The 21,999-nt window shown below is 73.2% G+C and carries 20 protein-coding genes; 16 read left to right on the top strand and 4 right to left on the bottom strand.

Translation table 11 applies throughout. The annotated features are described in order from the left end of the window. The first annotated feature begins 25 nt into the window (after positions 1–25). From ACIBQ8_RS28330 to ACIBQ8_RS28305, 6 genes are read left to right on the top strand one after another with little or no spacing between them, the layout of a single operon-like run. Positions 26–916: a hypothetical protein gene (locus tag ACIBQ8_RS28330; RefSeq protein WP_397193382.1), complete on the top strand. Its 891-nt coding sequence runs from the start codon at positions 26–28 to the stop codon at positions 914–916. Positions 917–923: 7 nt separating this feature from the next. Then, entirely contained in the window at positions 924–2,657 is a 1,734-nt protein-coding gene (locus ACIBQ8_RS28325; protein WP_397193381.1) for a peptidoglycan-binding protein, read from the top strand. Then, on the top strand, positions 2,650–3,324 hold the full coding sequence (locus ACIBQ8_RS28320) for an ABC transporter ATP-binding protein (protein WP_397178624.1): 675 nt from the start codon (positions 2,650–2,652) through the stop codon (positions 3,322–3,324). Before ACIBQ8_RS28325 ends, ACIBQ8_RS28320 begins: the two co-directional genes overlap by 8 nt. Then, positions 3,324–4,502: an ABC transporter permease gene (locus tag ACIBQ8_RS28315; RefSeq protein WP_397178623.1), complete on the top strand. Its 1,179-nt coding sequence runs from the start codon at positions 3,324–3,326 to the stop codon at positions 4,500–4,502. The genes ACIBQ8_RS28320 and ACIBQ8_RS28315 overlap by 1 nt, the downstream gene beginning before the upstream one ends. Positions 4,503–4,532: 30 nt before the next feature. Beyond that, entirely contained in the window at positions 4,533–5,786 is a 1,254-nt protein-coding gene (locus tag ACIBQ8_RS28310; RefSeq protein ID WP_397193380.1) for a sensor histidine kinase, read from the top strand. Continuing rightward, positions 5,783–7,822: a histidine kinase gene (locus ACIBQ8_RS28305; RefSeq protein ID WP_397193379.1), complete on the top strand. Its 2,040-nt coding sequence runs from the start codon at positions 5,783–5,785 to the stop codon at positions 7,820–7,822. Before ACIBQ8_RS28310 ends, ACIBQ8_RS28305 begins: the two co-directional genes overlap by 4 nt. Here ACIBQ8_RS28305 and ACIBQ8_RS28300 read toward each other — a convergent pair. Continuing rightward, positions 7,819–8,463, bottom strand: a complete 645-nt coding sequence (locus ACIBQ8_RS28300; protein ID WP_397193378.1) for a hypothetical protein — start codon at positions 8,461–8,463, stop codon at positions 7,819–7,821. The two genes, ACIBQ8_RS28305 and ACIBQ8_RS28300, sit on opposite strands and share 4 nt — an antisense overlap. A gap of 143 nt (positions 8,464–8,606) precedes the next feature. Between ACIBQ8_RS28300 and ACIBQ8_RS28295 the strand changes: the two genes are divergently transcribed. Genes ACIBQ8_RS28295 through ACIBQ8_RS28270 form a run of 6 tightly spaced genes read left to right on the top strand, consistent with a single transcriptional unit; the run spans position 8,607 to position 15,408 of the window. Further along, on the top strand, positions 8,607–10,718 hold the full coding sequence (locus tag ACIBQ8_RS28295) for a sensor histidine kinase (protein WP_397193377.1): 2,112 nt from the start codon (positions 8,607–8,609) through the stop codon (positions 10,716–10,718). Positions 10,719–10,747: 29 nt separating this feature from the next. Further along, positions 10,748–11,404 (top strand): response regulator, encoded by a 657-nt coding sequence (locus tag ACIBQ8_RS28290; RefSeq protein WP_397193376.1) that lies wholly within the window; start codon positions 10,748–10,750, stop codon positions 11,402–11,404. A gap of 31 nt (positions 11,405–11,435) precedes the next feature. After that, a complete protein-coding gene (locus ACIBQ8_RS28285; RefSeq protein ID WP_397178617.1) occupies positions 11,436–11,855 on the top strand; it encodes a hypothetical protein in 420 nt (139 codons plus the stop codon). A 60-nt stretch (positions 11,856–11,915) separates the two neighbouring features. Next, entirely contained in the window at positions 11,916–12,611 is a 696-nt protein-coding gene (locus tag ACIBQ8_RS28280; protein WP_397193375.1) for a TetR/AcrR family transcriptional regulator, read from the top strand. Further along, positions 12,608–13,990, top strand: a complete 1,383-nt coding sequence (locus tag ACIBQ8_RS28275; protein WP_397193374.1) for an MFS transporter — start codon at positions 12,608–12,610, stop codon at positions 13,988–13,990. The genes ACIBQ8_RS28280 and ACIBQ8_RS28275 overlap by 4 nt, the downstream gene beginning before the upstream one ends. After that, complete coding sequence (locus ACIBQ8_RS28270) at positions 13,987–15,408, top strand: pyridoxal phosphate-dependent decarboxylase family protein (RefSeq protein WP_397193373.1); 1,422 nt, start codon at positions 13,987–13,989, stop codon at positions 15,406–15,408. Before ACIBQ8_RS28275 ends, ACIBQ8_RS28270 begins: the two co-directional genes overlap by 4 nt. Here the strand turns inward: ACIBQ8_RS28270 and ACIBQ8_RS28265 are convergent. Together ACIBQ8_RS28265 and ACIBQ8_RS28260 are read right to left on the bottom strand one after the other, a co-directional pair. Next, positions 15,396–15,626 carry a DUF397 domain-containing protein gene (locus tag ACIBQ8_RS28265; protein WP_397193372.1) on the bottom strand — a complete coding sequence of 77 codons (231 nt, stop codon included), beginning with the start codon at positions 15,624–15,626 and terminating at the stop codon, positions 15,396–15,398. The two genes, ACIBQ8_RS28270 and ACIBQ8_RS28265, sit on opposite strands and share 13 nt — an antisense overlap. Then, positions 15,619–16,467: a Scr1 family TA system antitoxin-like transcriptional regulator gene (locus tag ACIBQ8_RS28260; RefSeq protein WP_397193371.1), complete on the bottom strand. Its 849-nt coding sequence runs from the start codon at positions 16,465–16,467 to the stop codon at positions 15,619–15,621. Before ACIBQ8_RS28260 ends, ACIBQ8_RS28265 begins: the two co-directional genes overlap by 8 nt. A 119-nt stretch (positions 16,468–16,586) precedes the next feature. Between ACIBQ8_RS28260 and ACIBQ8_RS28255 the strand changes: the two genes are divergently transcribed. The 3 genes from ACIBQ8_RS28255 (at position 16,587) to ACIBQ8_RS28245 (ending at position 18,166) form a co-directional block, all read left to right on the top strand. Continuing rightward, entirely contained in the window at positions 16,587–16,991 is a 405-nt protein-coding gene (locus ACIBQ8_RS28255; RefSeq protein WP_397178611.1) for an ATP-binding protein, read from the top strand. Between the two features lie 76 nt (positions 16,992–17,067). Next, a complete protein-coding gene (locus tag ACIBQ8_RS28250) occupies positions 17,068–17,673 on the top strand; it encodes a TetR/AcrR family transcriptional regulator (protein WP_358291749.1) in 606 nt (201 codons plus the stop codon). A gap of 4 nt (positions 17,674–17,677) precedes the next feature. Continuing rightward, on the top strand, positions 17,678–18,166 hold the full coding sequence (locus ACIBQ8_RS28245; protein ID WP_387671366.1) for a cupin domain-containing protein: 489 nt from the start codon (positions 17,678–17,680) through the stop codon (positions 18,164–18,166). Between the two features lie 4 nt (positions 18,167–18,170). Here ACIBQ8_RS28245 and ACIBQ8_RS28240 read toward each other — a convergent pair whose 3' ends face one another. Beyond that, positions 18,171–20,138 (bottom strand): family 10 glycosylhydrolase, encoded by a 1,968-nt coding sequence (locus ACIBQ8_RS28240; RefSeq protein WP_397193370.1) that lies wholly within the window; start codon positions 20,136–20,138, stop codon positions 18,171–18,173. A gap of 227 nt (positions 20,139–20,365) precedes the next feature. Between ACIBQ8_RS28240 and ACIBQ8_RS28235 the strand changes: the two genes are divergently transcribed. Beyond that, the gene (locus ACIBQ8_RS28235; RefSeq protein WP_397178608.1) at positions 20,366–21,886 is read left to right on the top strand and encodes an N-acetylmuramoyl-L-alanine amidase; all 1,521 of its coding nucleotides are present in this window, start codon (positions 20,366–20,368) and stop codon (positions 21,884–21,886) included. The last annotated feature ends 113 nt before the right edge of the window (positions 21,887–21,999 follow it).

The raw sequence follows: 21,999 nt of genomic DNA, 5'->3' as shown, positions 1-21,999 counted from the left end.
CGTTCAACGGAGTATGGTCTCCGCCATGCTCAACAGATCCCGCCTGGCCATCGCCATGTCGCTCTCGGCGGCCGTGCTCTGCGGCTGCGGGGGCGCCGCCGAGCCGACCGGCGGCGCCGAGACCGCCCAGCCGTCTCAGGCCGCCGCCGCCAAGGACAGGAAGCACCAGTTCGAGGCGGCCAAGGCCGACTGCATGAAGCAGAAGGGCTTCAAGTACGTGCCGTACGTGAAGCCCGAGGACGACAGCGACGAGGAGCGCAAACGCGGCTCCGGCGACTACCAGGCAATGCGGAAATATCGCGCCAAATACGGCTTTGGAGTGTTCGCTGTCCACGTCTATCCCAAGGAGATGCACGCCCCGGACGCCGAGGGCGACACGGACCCCAACATAAAGATCCAGGACGACCTCTCCGCCGCCCAGAACGACGCCTACTACAAGGCCAAGAACGCCTGCATGGCCACTGCCGGCAAGCAGGTCCTCGGCATCACCGTGAAGTCGAACATCGACTACTTCAACCAGTACGGCTTGGCCCGCAAGCGGGCGCGGGCCGCCGAGCTGGACGGCGACCCCAAGCTGGTCGAGCTGGCCGGCCCCATGGCCACCTGTCTCACGGGCAAGGGGTACTCGATCACCGACACCAAGCCGACGGCCCTGAGCACGCGCGGCGAGAGGGAGTTCATGCGGCAGCAGGACAAGATCGGCCGCCGGCAGCAGGACAACCTTCCCGCGGCGAAGAAGACGGCGACGGGAACGTTCATCATGCCGAACCTCACCCCCGAGGACGCCAAGCCGTACCTCGCCAAGGAGATCAAGGCGGGGCTCGACGACCTGGAGTGCGGCAAGGACTTCTACGCGGCGTACACGCCGAAGGAGACGGCGCTCCTGCAGAAGATCGACGACCAGTACGCCTTCTGACGAGCCCATGGGATCCCCTCGAAGGCTTCTGGCCGTCGTGATCTCCGGCGTCGTGCTCGTCGCGCTGGCCGGGTGGGCGGTGAGCACCCGGCTGCGCTCGCCGGCCGACGAGGCGAGCAGGCGCGCTGCGCCCACACCGTCCCTGGTCACCGCCGCCGTCGAGCGCCGCAGGCTGGTCAGCTCCGTGGTGGTCAACGGCACCCTTGAGTACGGCTCCCCGCTGCCGATCAGCCTGGCCGGAGCCGTCGGGGGCACGGCCGAGGCGCAGCGGGCCACCAGGGCGCCGCGTCCCGGCCGGTTCGCCGAGGGCGCGGTGCTGATGGAGGTCAACGGCCGCCCGGTGTTCGTCCTGCGCGGCTCGGTGCCGATGCACCGCACGATCACGCCGGGCAGCGAGGGCGACGACGTCACCCAGTTGCAGCGGGCGCTGCGCCGTCTGGGTCACCGCGCCCCCTCCACCGGCGTCTTCGACCAGGCCACGATCACCGCCGTCACCCGGCTCTACGCCGCCAAGGGTTACCAGGCCCAGCGGCCCACGCTCGCCGACCGGCAGGCTCACGACACGCTGCGCAAGGCGGTGCAGACCGCCGAGGAGACGCTGGCGTCCGAGAAGCAGGCCCTCGACCAGGGACGCGACGTGCTGCCGCTGAAGATCAAGCTGGCCAACGCCAAGGACGCGCTCAAGACGGCCCGCCGCGCCCTGACGGCGGCCCGCGCCGGGGAGCTCTCCCCGGCGGACGAGGCGAGGCTGACGGCCGCCGACTCGGCGGTTCGGACGGCCGAGGAGAGGCTGCTGGAGGCCGAACAGGCCCTCGACGCCGCCGGGAAGCGCCCCGCCGGCTCCCCCACCGGCTCCCCCGCGAGCACGCCCGCGCCCACGGCCGCTCCTGAGCCCACGACCGACACGCGGCTGCTTGAGCTGCGGGTCGCGAACGCGCGCGCCGATCTGGCGGCGGCCCAGGAGTCCCGCGAGCTGATCCTGAAGGAGGCCGAGCAGACCCGCGCGGCCAAGGTCGAGGAGCTCCGTACGGCCGTGCGCACCGCCGAGGAGAACCTGGCGACCGCCGAGCAGGCGCTGCGCCAGGCCAGGCAGCTCTCCCCCGTCAGGCTCAAGGTGGCCGGCGCCCGCAGGGACGTGGCGGCGGCCAAGGAGATGCTGGCCGAGTACACGCGCACGTACGGGGTCTCGATCCCGCCCGGTGAGGTGGTGTTCGTGCCGAAGCTGCCCGCCCGGGTGCGCAAGGTGTCGGTGAAGGCCGGGCAGACCGTGGAGGGCGAGGTCGCCACCGTGACCAGTTCGTCGTTCATGGTCACGGCGTCGGTCGGGGCGGAGGAGTCCGAGCTGCTGCGTCCGGGCATGCAGGCGACCGTCGAGCTGGACTCGGGCCGGTCGTACCCGGCCGGGCTGACCGCCGTGGGCGACAAGGCGAGGGTCCCGGACGCCGAGGCGGCCGAGACGGGGGCGGTGCCCGTCCTGATCACGCCGCGGTCGGCGAAGGGCCTCAAGGCCGGGACCGCGGTGACCGCGCGGATCACGGTGGGCGCGACGAAGGAGCCGGTCCTGGTGGTGCCCGTGGCGGCCGTGATCACCTCGGCCGACGGCAGGGCCCGCGTCCGGGTCGAGTACGCCACCGACAGGACCAGGGACGTCGAGGTCCGCACGGGCCTGTCCGCCGACGGGAACGTCCAGGTCACCGGCCCGCTCAAGGAGGGCGACAGGGTGGTGGTCAGCAATGCCTGAGCCGGTCATCGAGCTGGTCGGGGTGGGGCGGCGGTATCCGGCCGAGCCGCCGGTCCTGGCGCTCGATGACGTCTCGCTCCGGATCGGCGGCGGCGACCACGTGGCCGTCATGGGCCCGTCCGGCTCCGGCAAGTCCACGCTGCTCAACGTGCTCGGCCTGCTCGACCGGCCCGACTCCGGCAGCTACCGGCTCGACGGCGCCGAGACCACCACGCTCCCCGACGGCGCCAGGACCAGGCTGCGCGGCGAGCGCATCGGTTTCGTCTTCCAGTCCTTCCACCTGCTGGCCCACCGCAGCGTGCTGGAGAACGTCATGCTCGCCGAGCTCTACACCCGCCGCCCGCGCAAGGGCAGGCGGGAACGGGCCCTGGCGGCGCTCGACCGCGTCGGCCTCGGTCACCGTACGGGCTTCCCGCCCGGCCGGCTGTCCGGGGGCGAGCGGCAGCGCGCGGCCATCGCCAGGGCCCTCATGGGCTCCCCGTCGCTGCTGCTGTGCGACGAGCCGACCGGCAACCTCGACAGCCGCAACACCGAGGCGGTGCTCGACCTGTTCGACGAGCTGCGCGGGCAGGGCCTGACCATCGTCGTCATCACGCACGAGCAGGAGGTCGGCGCGCGCGCCGGGCGGCGGGTGCGGATCACCGACGGCGTCCTGGTGGAGGAGTGATGGACCTGCGCGACCTGGCCTCCGAGGCCGTCGCCGGGCTGCTGGCCCGGCCGCTGCGCACGGCGCTCACCACGCTCGGCACCGTGCTCGGCATCACCACCCTCGTCGTGACGCTCGGCGTGGCCGCCACCGCCGGCAACCAGGTCGTGGGCCACTTCGACGCGCTGGTGGCCACGGCCATCACCGTCGAGGTGCCCGGCACGCCGGGCGCCCCCCTGGTGACCTGGGACGCCGTCGACCGGCTGACCAGGCTGCGCGGCGTGGAGTCGGCCGCCGCGCTGTCGGAGAGCGAGGACACCGCGAACCTGTCCGTGCGCTCCAACGACATCGTCGATCCGGCGCGCATCACCACGCAGTCGCTGCCCGTGGTCGCCGCGACCACCGGCCTTCCCGGGGCCCTGCGCGGCACGATGCTGCGCGGCAGGTTCTACGACGCCGGGCACGTCCGGCGCGGCGACCGGGTGGCCGTGCTCGGCGACCAGGCGGCCAGGCTGCTCGGGATCACCCGGCTCGACGGGGCGCCCGCGGTCTTCGTCGGGAGGCACGCGTACACGGTGATCGGCGTGCTCGGCGGGCTGCGGCGGGAGCGCGACCTGGGCGCGGCGGTGTTCGTGCCGCCGACCGCCGGGGCCGGGTTCGGCCTGCGGACGGTCACCAGGGTGCTGGTCAACACCGGCCTGGGCGCCACCGCGCTGGTCGCGAGCCAGACGCCGGTCGCGCTCAGCCCCGGCAACGAGGACCTGCTCCGGGTGGTCGCGCCGCCCGCCCCCACCCGGGCCCGCGACGCCGCCCAGGACGACGTCAACGCGCTGTTCCTGATCCTCGGCCTGGTCTCGCTCGTCGTCGGCGCGGTCGGCATCGCCAACGTCACGCTCGTCACCGTGATGGAACGGGTGCCCGAGATCGGGCTGCGCCGGGCGCTCGGCGCGGCGCGGCGGCACGTGGCCGCCCAGTTCCTGCTGGAGTCGACGCTGGTCGGGCTGGCCGGCGGCGTGATCGGCACGAGCCTCGGCGTGGTCGCCGTCGTGGCCGTCTCGGCCGCCAGGGAGTGGACGCCGCTCCTGGACGCCTGGCTGGCGCTGGCCGCGCCGGTGGCCGGGGCGGTGGTGGGGTTGCTGGCCGGGCTCTATCCGGCGCTGCGGGCGGCGAAGATGCAGCCGGTGGACTCTCTGCGATAGCGGTTCCGGCACTTATGATGTGCCCGACATATGGCGAAAAACGTCCGGCGGGTGCTGCTCAGAGCGGTCAGACCGCTGCTCGTCAAGGCAGCGGTCCTGTCCGGGCTGCGCGGACGCGAGCGGACCCTCCTCCTGCTCAACCGCGCCCTGGTCTACCTCGCGCTGACCGCCGTGGTCGGCGCCGTCTACTTCGGGGTCGGCGCGCTCGACGCCGTGCTCGGCTCGTGGTCCGACCTGATCGCCGCGCTGGCCGCGGGCGCGCTGTTCCAGCCCGTACGGCTGCGCCTGCGGAGCGCGGCGGACCGGCTGTTCCGGTGGGAGCGCGACCCGTACCGGCTGGCCGACCGGGTGAGCCGGAGCGTGCAGGAGGCCAGGGGGCCGGCCGAGGCCCTGGCGTCGGCGGCCCACGCCGTCCGGCTGGCCCTGGGGGCGCCCGGCGTCGCGGTGGAGGTCGTCCTGCCCGGCGGACGGGTGCGCAGCGTCATCGCGGGCGAGATGGGCCCGGCCCCCTCGGTCGAACGCCTGGTCTGGCACGGCAAGTCGATGGGCTGGCTGTCGGTCAGCGGCGAGCCGCGCGACCGGGCGCTGCTGGACATGCTGGCCAGGCAGCTCGCCGAGGTCGCCCACGCCGTACGGCTCAGCGCCGACCTGCAACGCTCGCGCGAGCGCATGATGGTCACCCGCGAGGAGGAGCGCCGCGAGCTCCGCCGCAACCTGCACGACGGCCTCGGACCGGCGCTGACGAACCTGGCGATGAGCGTCGACCAGGCCCGGCTCAGCCTGGCCAGCGACCCCGGCTCGGTCGAGCCCCTGCTCAGCACGGCACGCCGGCAGATGACCGAGGCCATCGTGGACGTCCGCGACCTGGTGTACGGCCTGCGTCCGCCCGCGCTCGACGGCGCCCGGCTGGACGAGCTCGGCCTGGAGGGCGCCTTACGGCTGCTCGCCGACGCGCCCGGCCCGAGGGTGGACGTGGTGGTCTCGGGCTCGCTGGCCGACCTGCCGGCCGCGGTGGAGGTGGCGGCGTACAAGATCGCGCATGAGGCGGTGGCGAACGTGCGCAGGCACGCCCGCGCCACCACCGCCCTGATCAGGGTGGAGCGGCGCGACGGGCTCCGGCTGACGGTGTCCGACGACGGGATCGGGCTGCCCGAGCAGCGCCGCCAGGGGGCCGCCCTGATGCGCGGGCGGGCCGAGGAGGTGGGCGGCGTGTGCGAGCTGGACGTCCGCCCCGGCGGCGGCACCGAGGTCGTCGCGGAACTGCCGCTCAAGGAGCCACGATGACCTCTGCCGACCACGACGATCCCGGTCCCGTCGCGGAGGGGCCCGGCCGCACGCCGGCGTGGCGGCGGCGGCTGGTGCTGGCGGCGGTGTGGACGGCGGCCGGGGCCTCGCTCGCGGCCGTGGTGACGGCGGCGGTGCTGGCGGCGCAGCTCGGCGGGCTGGCCGAGACGCAGGGGCTCGACCCGATCGGGCTGATGTTCCCCCTCGCCGGCGCGTTCCTGATCAGCCGGCGGCCCCGGCTGCTGATCCCGTGGCTCATGTGGGCGACGGGCGTGATCTGGTCGGCGTACTCGTTGCTGTTCGCGCTGACCGGCTGGATGTACTTCCACGCGCCCGGCCCGCTGCTGCCCTACGTCGCCTGGCCGGCCATCTGGCTGTGGCTGCTGCCGGTGCCCGCGTTCACCGGGATCATGCCGCTGCTCTTCCCGGACGGGCGGCTGCCGTCGAGGCGCTGGCGGCCGGTGCTCTACGGCAACCTGGCGCTCATGGCCGGGCACTCGCTGCTGCTCGGCCTGTCCCCCGACCCGTCGTTCGAGCTCGAGGTGCCGCTGGGCAACCCGTTCGGGGTGGCGGCGCTGGGCCGGATCCCCGAGGTCGTGGAGTCGTGGATCGGGCTCCCGATGATCCTGCTGTGCCTGCTCGGCGTGGTCTCGCTGGGCTTCAGGTACCGGGCGGCGACGCCCGAGGTGCGCCGCCAGATCACCTGGTACTTCCACGCCATGGTGATCTTCGTCGTCTACTGGATCGCCAGCGCGGGCACCCAGGACACCTTCACCATCGCCGTACGGGTCTTCCTGGCCGCGGGCATCCCCATCTCGATCATCGCCGCCGTGCTGCGCCACCAGCTCTACGGCATCCGGCTCATCCTCAACCGCACGCTGGTGTACGGCACGCTCGCGGTCGGGGCCGGCCTGACGTACTCGGCGCTCATCTGGGCGTCCAACAGCGTGGCGGACGGCTACGGCGGGGCGGCCGGGCTCGCCTCCGCGATGGTCACCGGCGCGGCCTTCCATCCCGTGCGCCTGCGCCTCCAGCGCTCGGTGGACCGGCTGTTCAACGTGGAACGCGACCCGTACCGGGCGGCCGACCTGCTCAGCCGTACCGTGCAGCGGGCCGGGGATCCGGCGGGGGCGCTGGCCGAGGCGATCTCCGTCGTGCGCACGTCGCTGGTCGCCCGCGGGGTGGGCGTGGAGGTGCCGGGCGAGCCCGCGCTGTCGTTCGTGGACGGCGAGTTGGGCGCCCGGCCCCGGTCCGTCGAGCTGACCTGGCACGGCGAGCCGGTCGGGCGGCTGCGGATCGCCGGGGCGCGGCCGGGCCGCGAGCCGCTGGACGTCATGGCCAAGCACTTGGCCGAGCTGGCGCACGCCGTACGGCTGAGCACCGACCTGCGGGACTCCCACGAGCGCATCAGCGCCACCCGCGACGAGGAGCGGCGCCGGCTGGGCAGGGAGCTGCACGACGGGCTCGGCCCCACGCTGACCAGCGTGACGATGACCCTGGACGAGGCGCGGCGGCGGCTGGAGCGCGACCCCGAGTCGGTGGAGGAGCTGCTGGTCCGGGTGCGCGAGGAGATGACCAGCACGCTGATGTCGGTGCGCGAGCTGGTGGACGGCCTGCGCCCGCCGGTGCTGGACGAGCTGGGCCTCGCGGGCGCCCTGCGCGCCTTCGGCCAGGCCCCGGGCCCGCGGGTCGAGGTCGTCGTGCCCCCGTCCGCCGACGGTTCCGAAGGGCCCCTCGACGGCTTGCCGGCGGCGGTGGAGACGGCCGCGTACCGGATCGCGCAGGAGGCGCTGACGAACGTGCGCCGCCACGCCCAGGCCGCCTCGGTGCTGGTCACGTTACGGCGGGAGGCCGGGGAGCTGCGGGTGTCGGTCGCCGACGACGGCACCGGACTGCCCGACGAGCCGTCGCCGGGCGTGGGACTGACGTCGATGCGCGAGCGGGCGGCCGAGATCGGCGGCACCTGCGCGATCGGCCCCCGGCCGGGCGGCGGCACGGAGGTGACCGCCGTCCTGCCGCTCACGCCGCCGGCCTAGGACGTCAGGCTCGGACGCAGCGCGAGCAGCGCGCCGAGGGTGGCGTACCCGATGATCAGGTGGAGGCCGCCGATCCAGTTGGAGATCGACTCGCCGAACACCACGTACGCCGGCACCGTCACCACGGCCCAGCTCTCGGCGACGAGCGGCCACCACCGCAGCGCCCCGCGCCAGCGCCCGGCGAAGGCGATCTTGATGCCGATGGCCATCATGCCCAGCATGGACACCGGCCAGAACACGTCGAGCACCTGCATCACCGGCCCGTCCTGGAGGTCGTCGGGCAGGACGCCGTGCAGCAGGGACCAGACACTCGCCAGCCCGAGCAGCGCCAGCTCGACCTTGAGCATCATCCTGGCCAAGCCGGACGTGCCCGTCGCCCGGGTCCGGATCTGCACGGCGAGCAGGGCGAAGAGGCCGAGCTGGAAGAGCAGCCCGGTCAGGTCGCCGACCCGCTCGCCGAACCCCTGGGCCTGCGTGCCGTAGACGAGGATGCTGGCGGTCCAGGCGAGCGTGCCGGCGCTCAGCGCGAGGCCGAGCCTGCGGACGGCGGCCGGGGCGACGGCGGGGTCCGCGGATGGGGGCGGGGCGGCGGGCACGTCGGTGCGGGCCCTGGCGGGAGTGGTGGTGATCTTGCCGTCCACGGGAGGTCCTCTCTCTCCTTGCGGGGATGTCGTGCCTCCAGGTTCGCGACGGGCTGCCCCGGGCCGGCAGAGCCACGGGTCCCGCCTCCGACGGGACCGGTGTCCCGGGACATCAGGACACGACATCGGGTGTAATACGTCCCGTGCTACAAACCGGACCTTCCGCCCATCCGGCGGCAGCGACGTCCCCCGCCGCCGCGCGCGGGTGGTGGGCCGTCGGGGTGGCCGTGGCCGGGGCCGGGATCGCGGTCGCCACGGTGGCGCTGGACGTGGCCGCCGGGGACGTGCGGTTGCCCGCGGCCTCGGAGCTGGAGCCCGGGTGGCCGGCCGCGCTGACCGGGCTCGCGCAGCTCGTCCCGGGCGCGCTGCTGCTGCGCCGGCTGCCGCGGCATCCGGTGGCCTGGGTCCTGGCGGTGTTCGGGCTGCTGTGGCTGCTGGACGGGCTCGCGGGAAGCTGGGCGACCTACGCCGCCTACGTCTCGCCCGGCCTGCCGGGGGCCGCGGCGGCGTACTGGTCCTACTCGCGGTTCGGGGCGTCGCTGCTGCTCGGGCTGCCGCTGCTGATCCTGCTGTTCCCGGACGGCCGGCTGCCGCCGGGGCGGGTGTGGCGGGCGCTGTCGGTGACGAGCCTCGTCCTGACCGGGCTGCTCACGGCCCTGCTGGTGACCGCGCCGACGGCGGTGATGGAGCGCTACCACGACCAGGCGATGCCGCCGGAGATCGCCCGGCTCGGCCTCGACTTCCTGTCCGTGGACCTGCCGTACGGGTTCTGGGAGCCGGCGCTGGCGCTGGCGTACGCATCCGTCCTGGTGAGCCTGGTGGTGCCGTTCGCGTCGATGGTGCGCAGGTACGTGGTCGCCGACGCCGAGCGGCGGGCCCAGATCCGCTGGCTGATGTGGGCCGCGCTGGTGGACATGATCGTGCTCCTGCTGCCGCTGTCGCTGTCCCCGCAGATCCCGGCGGTGCTGCTGACGCTGGCCATCGCGTTCACCGCCGCGGCCGTGGTGGTGGCGGTGACCAAATACCGCCTGTACGACATCGACCGGCTGCTGTCGGCCACCGTGGCCTACGGCCTGCTCGCCGCGCTCGTGGTGCTCATGGACGTGGTGGTGTTCACGCTGGTGGGCAGCGTCCTCGGGGAGCGGGACTCGGCCCTGGCCGCCATCGCGATCGTCGCCGTCCTGTACGCCCCGCTGCGCACCTGGCTCTGGCGGGCGGTGCGCAGGCTGGTGCGCGGCTCCAGGGACGACCCGTACGCCGCGGTCTCGACGCTGGCCGAGCGGCTGGAGCTGGCCACGGACCCGGACGAGCAGCTGCTCGCGGTGGCCACGACGCTGGCGGAGGCGTTCCGGCTGTCCTACGTGCGGGTGGAGATCGAGCGGCCGGGCGGGGAACGTTCCGTGGTGGAGCACGGGTCGCCGCGCGGGCCGTCGGTGTCGCTGCCGGTGGCCTACCGGGGTGAGACCGTGGGGCGGCTGGTGTTGTGCCGTACCGACCTGACCGAGCGGGACCAGCGGCTGCTCGGCGACCTGGTCCGCCAGGCCGCCGCCGCGGCGCGGGCCGTCGAGCTGAGCACCGACCTGCAGCGCATCCGCGCCCGGCTGGTGCTGGCCCGCGAGGAGGAGCGCCGCAGGCTCCGGCGCGACCTGCACGACGGGCTCGGCCCGAGCCTGGGCGCGGTGGCGCTGCGCATCGAGGCGGCCCGCAACCTGGCCGCGAGCGCGCCCGAGCAGGCCGACCGCATCCTGGAGCAGACGGCCGCCGAGGTCGGCGGCGTGCTGGCGGACGTGCGCAGGCTGGTCCACGACCTGCGCCCGCCCGCGCTCGACGAGCTGGGCCTGCTGCGCGCGATCGAGCAGCAGGCGGGCCGGTTCCGCACCGCCGCCCTCGATGTCCGCGTCACCGGCGACGGCCCGCTGGGGGCGGCGGGGGCGGCGGGGGCGGCAGGGGCGCTGCCCGCGGCGGTGGAGGTGGCGGCCTACCGTATCGTGTCCGAAGCGCTGGCCAACGTGGCCAGGCACGCGGGCGCGGCACGCTGCGACATCGCGCTCACCGCGCGGGAGGGGGCGCTTGAGGTGTCGGTACGCGACGACGGCTCGGGCATCGGCCCCGACGTGGCGGCGGGCGTGGGCATGCTCTCGCTGCGCGAGCGCGCGGCCGAGCTGGGCGGCGACTGCCAGGTGAGCTGCCCGCCCGGCGGCGGCACCCTGGTCCTGGCCCGCCTGCCGATGCCGGCGGAGGCCGCCGATGCCTGACGAGGAGCCGATCAGGGTGGAAGCCGCAGATGTCTGACGAGGAGCCGATCAGGGTCCTGCTGGCCGACGATCATCCGGTCTACCGCGACGGGCTCGCGCTGCTGCTCGGCTCGATCCCGGGCATCGAGGTGGCCGGCACCGCCGCCGACGGCCCCGAGGCGGTCGAGCGCGCCGCCGACCTCCAGCCGGACGTCGTGGTGATGGACGTCCGCATGCCGGGGCTCGACGGCATCGAGGCCACCAGGCGGATCGTGGCCGACAGCCCGCACGTCGCCGTCGTCGTGCTGACCATGTCGGAGGAGGACGCCACGCTGTTCGCCGCGATGCGCGCGGGGGCCCGCGGCTACCTGCTCAAGGGCGCGGGCCAGGGCGAGATCGTCCGGGCGATCACCGCGGTCGCGCACGGCGAGGCGATCTTCGGCCCGGCGGTGGCGCTGCGCGTCGCCGAGTTCTTCCAGGGGGCCGCCGCGGCCGCGGGCGACCCGGTCTTCCCGCAGCTCACGCCGCGCGAGCGGGAGATCCTGTCGCTGGTGGCGGCCGGCCGCTCGAACGCGCAGATCGCCTCGGCCCTGTTCCTGTCGCCGAAGACCGTGCGCAACAACGTCTCCAACATCTTCGCCAAGCTCCACGTCGCCGACCGCGCCGAGGCCATCGTCCGGGCCCGCGACGCGGGTCTCGGGACGTGAGCCGTTCGGGGCTCCCGTACGTCATAGAGGTATGAAGATCTGGCGAATCGTGCTTCTGCCGGCGCTCGCGCTGGCCGTCACGGCCTCCGCGCTGCCCGCCGAGGCGGTGACCACGCAGCGGAAGGTGCTGGTCGACCTGCGCGAGGAGGGCGGCTTCGCGGGGCTGCTGAACCGCGTGACGGTCTACACCGACGGCTGCTTCCGGCTCAGCCGCCGCACCGGCCCGGTGGTGACCAGGTGCCTCACGGCCAGGGAAGACCGCCGGCTGCGCGGCTACCTGAAGGAGCTGCGGATCGGCCGGTCCGAACGCCCGCCGCAGGGCGCGGACTTCCTCAAGTACACGCTGACCCACAAGGGCCACCACGCCACGCGGTACACGCTGCCCCGCACGTGGAAGCCGGTGGTGGCGCATCTGGACAAGGTCCTCGTCAAGTACTGGGCTCCGGACTGACCGGAAACCTCTCCATCAAGCGATTGACCAAGGGGGCGGGACGGAACTACGGTCGGTCGTATGACACCTGCCGACAGCGGACAGCCGGCCGTGATCCTCAAGGCGGCCACCCAGCTCTTCGCCGCGCTCGGCTACGACGGCACCTCGACGCGCCAGATCGCCGACGCGGCGGGGATGAACATCGCCACCGTCAACTACCACGTGGGCGGCAAGCGGGAGCTGTACCTGGCCGTCATGGAACGCGCGCACCGGGCGGAGAAGGCGGCGCTGGACAAGGCGCTGGCCCATCTGCCCGGTGACGACCCGGTCGCCTCCATCCACCGCCTGGTGGACGACTACCTCGACTTCTGCGCGGACAACCCGGAGATCCCCGCGCTGTGGATGCACCGCTGGCTCTCCGACGCCGGCGACATCACCGAGCTGGAACGCCAGTACGTCCAGCCGCTGATCGCCGCCGTCACCGGCGCGCTGCGCCCGGCCGTCGAGGCCGGCGTCATCGACGGCACCGTCGACCTGGAGTACGCCATGTGGACGGTCATCTGGTCGATCCACGGCTTCGCCAAGGGCGGCGTGCTCGACGCCGACGGCCGCCGCAGGGGTGCGGGCGACCGGGCCGCGCTCCGCCGCTTCCGTGCCCACCTGCACCTCACCCTCCACCGCACCCTCGCCCTCCCCGGCCCCCTCGCCCTCCCGGACTCCCCGGAGGGACCCCCGTCCGGCGACGCGGGACGCCACCTTCCCGGCGACCCCCGATGACCGGTGCCCGGCCCTCCGGGACGGTCCCGGCGGTCACCGGCCGGCTGAGCCGCGGACGGCTGCTCGGCTACGGCGTCGGCTCGGTCGGCACCGGCGTGTTCTCCGCCGTGCCCGGCCTGCTGCTGCTCTACTACCTGACCGACATGCTCGGCGTGCCCGCCGCCGTCGCGGGCGCCGTCCTGGTCGCGCCGAAGATCTGGGACGTGCTGCTCAACCCGCTCGTCGGGGCCGCCAGCGACCGCGAGGCCGTGCGCACCGGCCGCCGGACCCGGCTGCTGGCGCTCGGCGCGGCCACGCTGCCGGTGGCGTTCGCGCTGATGTTCGCCGTGCCGGGCGGCCTCTCCGGGGCCGCGTGGTCCGGGGTGGCGTTCCTGCTGGCCGCGACCGCCTTCGCGAGCTTCCAGGTGCCGTACGTGGCGCTGCCGGCCGAGATGTCGGCGAGCCCGGCCGAGCGGACCAGGATCATGTCCTGGCGGGTGGTCTGCCTGACCGTCGGCATCCTGGTCGCGGGCGGCCTGGCCCCCGCCGTGGTGGACCTGGCGGGCGGCGGCCGGCCGGGGTACGCGGTCATGGGCGTCGCGATCGGCCTGGTCATGGCCGCCGCCCTGGTGGCCGCCACGCTGGGCACGCGGTGGGTGTCGTCGCGTCCGGGGCCCCGGCAGCTCGGCCCGGCGGCGGCCTTCCGGCTGGCCCGGGGCAACCGGCCGTTCTTCGCGCTGCTGGCGGCGTTCGTCACGCAGGCGCTCGGGGTGGCGGTGATGCTGGCGGGAGCCCCGTACGTGGCCTCGTACCGGCTGGGCGACTACGGGCTGACCTCGGCGATGTTCGTCTGCCTGGTGGGCCCGAGCATGCTCGCCGTGCCGGCCTGGGCCCGGCTGGCCCGCGCGTACGGGACCGTGCGCTGCTACCTGGCCGCCTCGGCCGGGTTCGCCGCCGTGGCGCTCGCCCTGGTCCCCGCCATCGCGGCGGGCAGCCTGGTCGCCACGCTGGCGCTGACCGCGCTGGCCGGGGTCTGCTACGCCGCGCTGCAACTGCTGCCGCTGTCGCTGCTGCCCGACACCGTGCACGCCGACGCCGCCCGTACCGGCCACGCCCAGGCCGGCGCATTCACCGGCCTGTGGACGGCCGGCGAGACCGCCGGGCTCGCGCTCGGCCCCGGCCTGTTCGCGCTGGTCCTGACGGTGTCGCGGTTCGTCTCCGCGCCCGTCGAGTCGCCCGTCGAGTCGCCCGTCGCCCAGCCGGCCGGCGCGCTGACCGGGCTGCTGCTCGGCTTCACCGCGCTGCCCGCCCTGCTCATGCTGATCAGCCTGCCGTTCGTCGTCCGCTACGGCAGGCTCGCCACCGCCACCACCCCCGTCCTCGCCAAGGAGAACGTGTGACCCTCCCCCCGTCCGGAAGAACCGCCGAGGACCTGCTGTCCGAGGTGGCCAGGATGAAGCAGCACGACCTGCCGGTGCGGGGCGGGCAGGTGACCGCGTACGTCTACGACACCGGCCGGCCCGAGGTGCACGAGGCGGCGGCCCGCGCGTACGCCGAGATGCTGGAGGTCAACTGCCTGGACCCGACGGCGTTCCCGAGCATCGTGGAGATGGAGAAGCAGGTCGTGGGCGCGGTCGCCGAGCTGCTCGGCGGCGGCCACGGCGTCTTCACCAGCGGCGGCACCGAGTCGATCATGCTGGCCGTCAAGGCGGCGCGGGACGCCGCCGGGCGGCCCGGCGCCAACCTCGTGCTGCCGGTGACCGCCCATCCGGCCTTCCACAAGGCGGCCCACTACCTGGGCCTGCGGGTCAAGGCCGTGCCGGTGGACCTGGAGACGTACAAGGTGCGGGTGGCGGACGTCGCGGCGGCGATCGACGAGGACACGGTCCTGGTGGTGGTCTCGGCGCCGTCGTACCCGCAGGGCGTGATCGACCCGGTCGCGGAGGTCGCCGCCGTGGCGGCCGAGGCGGGCGTGGCCTGTCACGTGGACGCGTGCGTGGGCGGCTGGCTGCTGCCGTGGCTGCGGGAGGCGGGGGCCGACGTGCCGCCGTTCGACCTGTCGGTGCCGGGGGTCACCTCGCTCTCCTGCGACCTGCACAAGTTCGGCTACGCGCCGAAGGGCGCCTCGGTGGTGCTGTTCGCCGACCCGGCGACGCGGCGCAGGGCGTACTTCGCCTCGGCCGCCTGGCCCGGTTACACGATCATCAACGCCACCGTCCAGAGCTCCAGGTCGGCCGGGCCGCTCGGCGGCGCGTGGGCCACGCTCCAGGCGCTCGGCCGGGAGGGGTACGTGGAGCTCGGCCGCGCCACCCTCAAGGCGGCGGCCCGGCTCAGGGAGGGCATCGCCGCGATCCCGGGCCTGCGGGTCCTGGGCGCGCCCGAGTCGTCGCTGGTGGCCTTCGCCGGGGACGACCTCGACGTGTTCGTGCTGGCCGACGCGGCCCGCGAGCGCGGCTGGTTCCTGCAACCGCAGCTCTCCTACGCCGGGATCCCCGCGAACCTGCACGTCACGGTCACCGGCGTGACGCTGAACGGCGTGGAGGCGATGCTCAGGGTGATCGCCGACGCGGCTGCGGAGGCCCGCCGTCGCGGCCCCGCGTCGGTGCCGGACGGCCTGGTGGAACTGATCATCGGCCTCGACCTGGACGCCCTGGACGACGCGACCTTCGCCGAACTGGCCGCCTCGGTGGGCGTGGACCTGCGTCCGGGCGCGGGCCAGCCGGGGATGGCGACGGTCAACGCCGTCCTCGACGCCCTGCCCGCCGAGACCCGGGAAGCCCTGCTCCTCCGCTTCCTCTCGGTGATCTACGGCTCCTGACAGGGCAGGTCGAACTCCCCCTTGGCGGCCCCGTCGAGAAAGGCCAGCCATTCGTCCCGGGTGAAGGCCAGAATCGGGCCTTCACCCCGGTCCTTGGTGTCCCTGACGAGCACGCTGTCATCCGCCCGCCGCATCACCTCGACACAGCTCCCGCCGTTGTCGCCCGACGCCGTGGCCTTGGTCCATTCGCCCGTACGGAGACCGCTCGCCTCACTCATAGCTCTCCATCACTTCGCGGATGATCACGCGGCTCCTGTCCACGGGATACGCCATGCCGGACAGGGCCTCCCATCGCACAATAAGCGCTTGCACCGTACTGGCGCGATTGGTCACCCGCCCTTCCTCGGCGCTTTCCAGGTAGGCGTGATCGGGTCCTCCGTCCAGGAGCGTCGCCACCTCGAAGGCTCCGAGACAGCCCACGGTGAGCCCCGCCTTCAACGGGACGATCCGCAGCGTGACATAGGGCGGGTTGAGCACATCGAGCAGCTTGGCGAGTTGCTCTCGCATCACCTCCGGACCGCCGACCGGCCGGTGCAGGACGCTCTCATCGACGAGGGCCGAGTACATGGGCGGGGACAGGCTGGCGAAGACGCTTTGCCTGTGGAGACGGAACTGCACGGCCCGCTCTGCTTCCTGCTCCGTGGCTCCCGGTGCTCCGAGGAACACCCGCCTGGCGTAGCTCTCCGTCTGCAGCAGGCCGGGGATCAGCAGGGGCTCGGACGTCCTGATGGTGTGGGCCGCCGCCTCGACCTTCGGCCACTCGCGGAACCAGCGCGGGCCGAGCGCGCCGTGGATCTGCGGCAGCAGCTCCGTCAGCTGGCCCTTGAGGCCGAGGGCTTTTTCCACTTCGCGGGTGAAGTCCTCGCTCGGCTTACGCAGGAGGCGTTCCACGTGCCCGACCGCGCTCTCGCTGTAGGCCAGCCGGTCCGCCAGACGCTCCTGGCTCAACCCGTGGTCCGTACGGAAGGCACGCAGGCGTCTGGCGTACTCGGCCCACGCTTCCGCTTCCTCTTCCTTCGGCATGTCACGCCCTTCCCACAACCGTTCACGCAGAGGCATGGCGTACTCACTGTAAGGAACTGTACGGCCGATCACAGGGGCTGGTCAGCCGAATCAACCGCATCCTGAGAACCCGCGTACACGCGACCTCGGCCTGTACGCCCATCCCGGAGGAGATCATGTCCAGTTCCCTGCATGCGGGCGTCAAGGTGTGGACGGTCGGCGAGCTCGACGACCCGGCGATGCTGCCCCGGCTGGCGCGTACCGAACTGGCGGCGTGGCTGGGGGCGGATCACCAAGCCCTGGACGACCTGCGGCTGATCGCCTCGGAGCTGGTCACGAACGCGTTGCAGCACGCGGCGGCACAGTGGGTCCGGCTGTCCCTCGCCCCCGAGGCGGGGTTCTGGCGGCTGGCCGTGACCGATCCGGGCCGGAACGGCCTGGTTCCGCGTCCCCGCGTGCCGGCGGACACGGACGCGTCGGGACGCGGACTCCGGCTGGTGCACGAGCTGACCACCGGACTGTGGGGGACCTACCAGGACAGGGCCGGGGAGCGGGTCGTGTGGGCGTTGCTGCGCCGGTAGCCGAGTTTCGATACCCGGGTTGCGTAATACTGCCGTGCGGGATTACGCTACTCAGGTAGCGAAAAGGAGGCAGGGCATGGTGGGACGGCCGCGCAGGAGTGACGTCGACGAGGGTGTGCTCAGGGCCGCCACCGAGCTGCTGCTCGCGCGCGGCTACGCCGGCCTGTCCCCCGACGAGGTCGCCGAGCGGGCCGGCATCGCCAAGACCACGCTCTACCGCCGCTGGCCGACCAAGGACCACCTGGCCCTGGCCGTCGTCAACCGGCTCCAGGACCACGACGAGATCACCGACACCGGCGACATCCGCCGCGACCTGCCCGCGTACCTGGAGAAGATCGCGGCGGGGCTCAACCGGATGCGCGCGGCGGGCCGCGCGCCCGGCGACGACGACGGGTCGGCGGGCACGGTGGCCGAGCTCGTGGCCGCTGCCGCCCGCCACGCCGACGTCGGCGAGCTGGAGCGGCAGATGTACGCCCGCCGCAACACCCTGGCCCGCGCCCTGCTCGAACGGGCCAGGGACCGCGGCCAGCTACGCGCCGACCTCGACGTTGAGGCCCTGTTCGACCAGCTCGCCGGGGCCCTGTACTACCGCGTCCTGATCACCGGCCTCCCCGTCGGCCGCGCCTACGCCGAACGCCTCGTGGAGACAGCACTCCGCGGCGCCCTCTCCGAGAACGGATAACACCATGTCGCTCATCGACCCCCGCAGCACCGCCGTCATCCGCTCCGTCGACGCCGAGGTCATCGGCGGCCCGCCCAGCACGGGCCGCATGCTGCTCGACTCCAGCGCCACCGGCGGCGCCCTGAGCACCGTGCGCATCACGCTCGGCGCGGGCGCCGACGGCGCCGTGCCGCACACCCACACCACCGCCTCGGAGATGTTCTACGTCCTCGACGGCCGGGCGCAGGTGCTGGCCGGCGACGAGGTGATCACGCTGGAGCAGGGCGACGTCGCCGTCGTCCCGCCCCACGTGGCCCACGCCTTCGCCGCGGCCCCCGGCGCCGAGGCCGACCTGCTGATCGTCATCACGCCGGGCGTCGAGCGGTTCGAGTACTTCCGCCTGCTGGCCCGGCTCAAGACCGGCGAGGCCACGCTCGAAGAGCTGCTGGCCTCGCAGGACCGCTTCGACAACCACTTCATCGACAGCCCCGCCTGGGCGAAGGCCCGCTCCTGAGGCGTCAGACCTTGGTGATGCGCACGGCGTCGGCGATCACGTAGCCGGTCGCCGAGGTCCACCGGCTCACCCCGACCACGTTGTACGTCCCGGCCGCCAGCGTGTACGTGCCCAGCACCCGCCACGCCCCGCCGCCGGTGCGCTGGTCCACGTTGACCGTCTGGTTGCCGCCCGAGGCCGCCACGATGTGCGGCGCGGAGCCGTTGTAGCCCGCGTTGGCCGGGTACCAGACCTCCACCCGGTAGCTGCCCGCGCTCGGGATCGCCGCCCGGAACCAGGCCGGGTCGCTGGCCGCGACCGGGTCGGCGAAGCGGTAGTCGGCGCCGTTGGCCTGGGTGGAGTAGCTGGAGGTGCCCCAGGAGGAGGAGGCCGTGAAACCGGCGTCGGCGTTGTCGATCACGACGCTGAAGCCGCCCGTGCCGCCTGCCGCCCGGCCCGCGCTCGGCGCGCTCTCCTGGTGGGTCCTGCTCAGCGCGGTCACGTAGTAGGTGGACGCCCCGCCGCCGGGGTCGGTGAACGACTTCTGCCTGGTCGTGCCGATCAGGTTGCGGGCGTCGGCGAAGAAGCACGGATCGGCCGAGGGCGGGGTGCCGGCCACGCGGTAGACCGCGTACGCCGTGCCGGAGCCGGTCCAGGTGAGCTGGACGCCGTTCGAGCCCGCGGTGGCCGCGGTGATCGCCGGCGCGGCGGGCGCGGCCCCGGAGCCCCGGGCGGGCAGCAGGGCGGGCTTGGCGTAGTGGTCGGTGACCAGCTTGGTGATCGCCCCGATCCGGTCGGCCTTGACGTCCTTGGCGCTGAAGTACACGTCACCGGCGATCTCGGGATGTTTCCTGTTGTCGTACAGGTGGTCGCTCAGCTCGGCCGGGTCCTGCCAGGCGGCCTCCTGGCCCGAGGCGCCGGCCCGATAGGCGGCCTGTCCCACGACGAGCTGCACGCCGGTGCCGCGCACGACGTCCGACCACCACGCGGTCAGCACCTCGTAGGCGGCCGTGGAGAACCCGATGTGCCAGTAGATCTGCGGCGCGAGGTAGTCGATCCAGCCCTGCTTGACCCACTGCCGGCTGTCGGCGTAGATCGCGTCGTAGGACTGGAGGCCGGAGGTGCGCGAGCCGAGCGGGTCGGTCGAGGAGTTGCGCCAGATCCCGAAGGGGCTGATCCCGAACGACACCCACGACTTGGCGGTGTGGATGCGCTGGCCGAGCTCGCGGACGAGCAGGTTGACGTTGTCCCGCCGCCAGTCGGCGATGTTCGGGAACGCGCCGCCGTACTGGGCGTAGGCGGCCGAGTCCGGGATGGCCTGGCCGCTGACGGGATAGGGGTAGAAGTAGTCGTCGAGGTGCACGCCGTCCACGTCGTAGCGGGTGACGGCGTCCATGATCGCGTCCTCGATGAAGTCGCGTACCGCCGGGATGCCCGGGTTGTAGTAGAGCTTCCCGCCGTAGGCGAAGCGCCAGTCGGGGTGCTGCCGGGCGGGGTGCGTGGAGATCAGCTTGGTCGGGTCGTCGTTGTTGGCGACCCGGTACGGGTTGAACCAGGCATGGAACTCCAGGTTCCGCGCGTGGGCCTCGCCGACCATGAACGCCAGCGGGTCGTAGCCGGGGTTCGTCCCCTGGGTGCCGGTCAGCCATTGCGACCACGGCTCGTACGGGGACGGCCAGAACGCGTCCGCCGTCGGCCTGACCTGCACGATCACGGCGTTCATGCGCTTGGCGACGGCCAGGTCGAGCCAGGCGCGGAACTCGGCCTGCTGGGCGGAGACGCTGAGCCCGGTACGGCTCGGCCAGTCGATGTTGGCGACCGAGGAGATCCACATCGCCCGGAGCTGCCGCTTGGGCGTCGCGGGATCGGTCGCGCAGGCTGCGGAGGCGGAGACGGGGGCTGCGGAGACGGGAGCGGAGGCCACGATGGCGACGACGACGGTGACGACTGCGGCGGTGAGCGCCGCCAGGACGGTACGCAGGAGCGCGGTCACGAAAGGAAGTTTCAGTCCCCTGATCGCAGAGCGCAATAGTTTTCAGGGGCCCAACTTTCGCGCCGCCTCCTGGACGGCGGGCGGAAAGTTTCACCTAACACGTCTGTAATGTCAATTATCGACATTGTGTCAGGGGTGACATACCTTGGGCCGCATTCGGCGGCCAAACGCGGGCCGCGGACACGCGCCCGCGTTCCACCCGTCACCCCCCAACGAGGAGCACCCCCATGATTCTCGCCCGCACGCGATTAGCTGCCCTCGCCACCTCCGCCCTGACCGTCGCCCTGATCGCCGCGGGCCAGCCCGCCGCCCAGGCCGCCAGGGAGCCCGCGCTGCCGGCGGCGTTCGCCAAGGCCGCCTCGGCCAGCGACGTGCCCCGCGACCTGCTGGTCGCGCTCGCCTACGCCGAGACCCACCTCGACGACCACCAGGGCAAGCCCAGCGCCAGCGGCGGCTACGGCCTGATGCACCTGGTCAGCAACCCCACGACCCACGCGCTGGAGAAGGCCGCCGAGCTCACCAGCCTGCCGGTCGAGAAGCTGCGCTCCGACAACGCCGCCAACATCCTCGGCGGCGCCGCCCTGCTCCGCTCCTACGCCGACGAGCTCGGCCTCGACGACGCCGGACGCAAGGACGCCGGCCGCTGGTACCAGGCCGTCGCCAAGTACGGCAACGCCTCCTCGCCGGAGATCGCCCGGCTGTACGCCGACTCGGTCTACGAGCAGCTCGGCCTCGGCATCACGGCCCGGGGCGTGACGGTCAAGCCCCAGGAGGTCACCGCCGACCGCGGCGACTACGCCAAGGCCCGCGACCTGAGCGCCCAAGGCGACGTCGGCGTGCTCAGCACCGACTACGGCCCGGCCGCCTGGGTCCCGGCCAGCTCCAGCAACTACACCGCCTCCAGCCGGCCGTCGAGCTACGCGATCGACCGCGTGGTCATCCACGTGACGCAGGGCTCGTACGCCGGGACGATCTCCTGGTTCCAGAACTCGGCCGCGCAGGTCTCGGCGCACTACGTCGTGAAGTCGTCCAGCGGCGCCATCACCCAGATGGTCCGCGAGAAGGACGTCGCCTGGCACGCCGGCAACTGGACGTACAACACCAGGTCGATCGGCATCGAGCACGAGGGCTACGTCAGCGAGTCCTCGTGGTTCACCGACGCCATGTACCGGGCGTCGGCGGCCCTGACCAAGGCCATCTGCGACAAGTACGGCATCCCGAAGGACCGCTCCCACATCATCGGGCACAACGAGGTTCCCGGGGCCGACCACACCGACCCGGGGCCGTACTGGAACTGGACCACGTACATGAACTACGTGACCGGCGGCGGCACGCCCTCGTGGTCCACCACGGTGGACAACGCCACCTCCGGCAAGTTCACCGCCAGCGCCAACTGGGGCACCTCCGCCTACTCCAGCCAGCGTTACGGCGCCGACTACCGCTTCGCCGACCCGGTCGCCTCCAGCGACCCGGCCTGGTACCAGGCCGCGATCCCCAGCGCGGGCACGTACAAGGTGGAGGTCTGGTACCCCTCCGATCCCGGCTACAACAGCTCGGCGCCGTACATCGTGGCGGCCTCGGGCGGCAACCAGACCGTCTACGTCGATCAGCGCTCCGGCGGCGGAGGCTGGCGCAGCATCGGCACGTTCTCGCTGAACGCCGGCACCTACAACGCCGTCGGCATCAGCCGGTGGACCGCCGGCACAGGCCTCGTCATCGCCGACGCCGTCCGGATCAGCAAGGTCTGACGGGCCCGGAGAGCCCGAACCCGCGAAGCCGGCTCACACCCTCTCCCCCGGGGGTGTGAGCCATTTCACTTTGCCAATCATGTAATCGATTTCATAAGCTGCCGTGTAATCGA

Source organism: Nonomuraea sp. NPDC049646, assembly GCF_044465525.1.
GTDB lineage: Bacteria > Actinomycetota > Actinomycetes > Streptosporangiales > Streptosporangiaceae > Nonomuraea.
The sequence above is the reverse complement of the archived record's forward strand: the minus strand, read 5'-3'. Positions and strand labels throughout refer to the sequence as shown.